This is a genomic window from Moorena sp. SIO4A1 (genome assembly GCF_010672065.1).
Classification (GTDB): Bacteria; Cyanobacteriota; Cyanobacteriia; order Cyanobacteriales; family Coleofasciculaceae; genus Moorena.
Map to the genome: position 1 here is coordinate 1 of NZ_JAAHHX010000193.1, position 3,369 is coordinate 3,369.

The 3,369-nt window shown below is 44.2% G+C and carries 4 protein-coding genes; all 4 read right to left on the reverse strand.

From position 1 onward, the window contains the following. Window positions 1-605, reverse strand: a 605-nt coding sequence (locus F6K53_RS35955) for a hypothetical protein (protein WP_293084193.1), incomplete at its 3' end; no start/stop codon positions are given. A 175-nt stretch (window positions 606-780) separates the two neighbouring features. Then, on the reverse strand, window positions 781-1,056 hold the full coding sequence (locus F6K53_RS35960) for a hypothetical protein (RefSeq protein WP_293084195.1): 276 nt from the start codon (window positions 1,054-1,056) through the stop codon (window positions 781-783). 358 nt (window positions 1,057-1,414) lie between these two features. Further along, window positions 1,415-1,654, reverse strand: coding sequence for a hypothetical protein (locus F6K53_RS35965; protein WP_293084198.1), 240 nt, complete (start codon window positions 1,652-1,654; stop codon window positions 1,415-1,417). 106 nt (window positions 1,655-1,760) lie between these two features. Then, window positions 1,761-3,369 (reverse strand): PRC-barrel domain-containing protein (locus tag F6K53_RS35970; RefSeq protein ID WP_293084200.1); only part of this gene is annotated, 1,609 nt, incomplete at its 5' end.

Here is a 3,369-nt window from a genome sequence, read left to right on the forward strand (position 1 = left end):
GTCGCAGTCACAGGAGGCTCAGACTGATCAAAAGTAGCCAAGTCTTGAAAAGCGTTGGCTAAAACCATTAGGGCTTGTTGGCGGTGCTTAACGCTTTCTTGTACTCCTTGGACTTGTTTTTCTAGTGCTAAAAGTTTTTTTTGGTTAGCTTCTAAGTCAGTTGCCAGATTCGATGGCACTTGCTTTTTGAGTTGAGATAGCTGACTTTCTAGCTGTTGAACTTGTTTTGCCAGTTCTAATTCTCCCTGAGCCTCTTTGACTGAATTAATTTGTGTAGTTAGCTCTTTGAGCTGGGTATAAAAGAAATATCCTGTCCAAGCTCCTGCTCCTGCTACCATCAAGATGAAAATCATCCAAATAGCAGTGAAGCGACCCATTTTTTTCTGTAGCTGCTTTCTTTCTTGCTCATGTTTCTTCTTATCGGACATGGCAGTCATTTGAAATTCCACCAATGCTTCGGCGACTTCTTCGATATGTTGCTCTTGGAGATTAGCAAGAGGATTGACTGGGGTAACAACAGGAAGGGCTGTGTTAGAAAGGGGTTTGTTGTCTATAGCAAAATTATTGATCGTGCTTATTTTCCTTAGATTATTGTTGTTAGACATGGCCTTTATTTGAGACTATTTATTGTTGGTTTTTTATAGCAAAGAGAACTGGAAGTCGGGAGTCGGGAGTCGGGAGTCGGGAGTCGGGAATTTATTATCAAAAATGGGCACAATTCATTTAGTAATACTCTAGTAGTTATTATTTAGTTTTAATGGTCGATAATTAATCAAAAAATCACCGGTTTTGTTGAGTGGTTTTCCAGGAATTTACTGGTGCGAATTGCTGCTGCAACTGGTTGTAAGTTATAGCACCAAGGGGACTGATAGCAGCAATACTACCTCCTAGGATCACAATACTTAACACCAGCAAGATTTGGAGCCGTTTCACTGAGGCTTCTAGGGATTGCACCTCCTGTTGCAGGCCATTGATAACTCTTATTGCTCTGAGGTCAGACCATATACTGTCTTCTTCAAGAAATTCACAATCGCTATTGTTGTCAGTCGTCATCATTGTTTGAATTCTCCTTAAATAAACGTTTCTTGCCACCTTCTAAGTAATTACTGAGTAAGCATTCAGCCGTTGGCCTACGGCCACGCTACACCGAACAGCTGTCAGCTGTCAGCCTAATGCTTAAAATAAACCTCAAACAGGAGAATTTAAAGGTGCGCTTTCGGAATTAAGAATTAAATTCGCCACGGGTCGTACCTAATAGTTTGAGATTAATCAGAGTTGAAACTTTGGAGAAAAGCCGATCTCAGCATATGCGCTTAGGGCACGCTACGGGGTTCTCAGCGGTTAGCCGTTGGCCATAGGCCTTTGGCTGATAGCTGAGGGCTGATAGCTGAATGCTGATAGCTGAATGCTGACATTACTGATCAGCGACCATTAACACAGAGATTATGTTCTGCAGAGACTTCTGTTTTTCTTTTCTCTCGGATGCAACGGTTTCTGCTGGTGTTTGGGGTGCAGTTGCTTCTGGTGAACTCGGAGTCGGTTGAGACTGAGAGTTCTCATTACCATCAGTAGCTAGAGATAACAAAGATGCGATCGCTAAAATACTTAGCACCATTGCAAATTGTCTAGTTACCAGTATTGCAACTTGTCTCATGGTATTTTTCTCTTTCAGTTGTATAGATCAGTTAGTGCCAGGACTTACGCACAGACTCCATGGGTAGGGTGGGCAAGGTTTTGCCCACCCTACAAGTAGCGTTAAATTAAGAGATTTGCGTAAGTCCTAAGTGCTTAAGAGCTGTTTTGGCAGATTCTGGTTCAGAACTAGGGTTGAGTGTCTTGTCTTTCTGAGCAGCGTCTGTAGTAGTAGCGGAGTCAGCACTCGGCAACTTTGTCTTTACTTGAGCTAATGTTTCCTTAGCCTGGTTAGTCAGCTGTTTAGTAGTCTGTTGTGCTTGACCAGCAACCTCAGAGAACTTCTCTTGGCTATTCTCCGCTACTTTTTTAGTAGCCTCTTGCACTTGAGTGGTGACATCAGAAAGCTTCTCTTTGGTATTACCAGTCACCTGTTTAGCCGTTTGTTGCACTTGAGCAGCAATCTCAGAAAACTTCTCTTGGGCATTGGCCGCTACTTTTTTATTGGTCGGTTGTATTTGACCAGCGACCTCAGAGAGCTTCTGTTGAGCATTACCAGTTAGCTGTTTAGTGGTCTGTTGTGCTTGACCAGCAATATCAGAAAACTTCTCTTGGGCATTCTTCGCTACTTTTTTATTGCTCGGTTGTACTTGACCAGCAATATCAGAGAGCTTCTGTTGAGCATTACCAGTTAGCTGTTTAGTAGTCTGTTGTGCTTGACCAGCAACATCAGAGAGCTTCTGTTGGGTATTCTCCGCTACTTTTTTAGTAGTTTCTTGCACTTGACCAGCAACATTAGAGAGCTTCTGTTGAGCATTACCAGTTAGCTCTTTAGTGGTCTGTTGTGCTTGACCAGCAACCTCAGAGAGCTTCTGTTGAGCATTACCAGTTAGCTCTTTAGTGGTCTGTTGTGCTTGACCAGCAACCTCAGAGAGCTTCTGTTGAGCATTACCAGTTAGCTCTTTAGTGGTCTGTTGTGCTTGATCAGCAACATCAGAGAGCTTCTGTTGGGTATTCTCCGCTACTTTTTTAGTAGTTTCTTGCACTTGACCAGCGACCTCAGAGAACTTATCTTGAGCATTCCCCGCTACTTTTTTAGTAGTTTCTTGCACTTGAGTCGCTAACCCCTGAGTCCCTTTCACCAGCGCCGCCATATCTTCCTTGGTTTTAGCGTAGTCATCTTTCAAGGATTCAGCCGCCTGAGAAATTTTGTGGTTGATGCCACCCGTATAGTGCTCAGCCTTTTGCACCATCGCCTCGATCGCCATCACTCGTTTACCGCCCACACTAGCGATCGCGACAGGAGGAAGTCGGTAGGAGCCATCAGTGAGACCACGCCAGCCCTTGGATCCAAAGATATACTCAACTACCTTCCCCGTGTTGGGGTCGAATCGATAGTCCATCAAAGTACCTGCCTGATTCCCTCCGTCCGTCCACAACTGATGTCCCACAATCGATTCCACAGATTCCGGTTTTTTCGCTGTGGTTTCCGAGCCAAGGTAAACTAGAATGCTGTCGGAGCCAATCGTCTCAATTTCTGCCCAAGTAAATGACCGTTTTTTGCGACCCAGCAGTCCTGACTTGCAAACCAAACCCAAAACTTGGTGAGCAATTGGGTCGAGCCACAGCTCAGCTACCCGACCAATTTCTTCAGTGTTTTGGCGATTCAGTACTATCCGGTTGATTACATCACTGTGCTTAATGGCAGTTTCTGATTGTGTGTTCATCAACGTTCTC

Excerpts from the sequence above, each read along its gene's own strand:
- F6K53_RS35960 (WP_293084195.1), bottom strand. The coding sequence starts at position 1,056 with ATGATGACGACTGACAACAATAGCGATTGTGAATTTCTTGAAGAAGAC.
- F6K53_RS35965 (WP_293084198.1), bottom strand. The coding sequence starts at position 1,654 with ATGAGACAAGTTGCAATACTGGTAACTAGACAATTTGCAATGGTGCTA.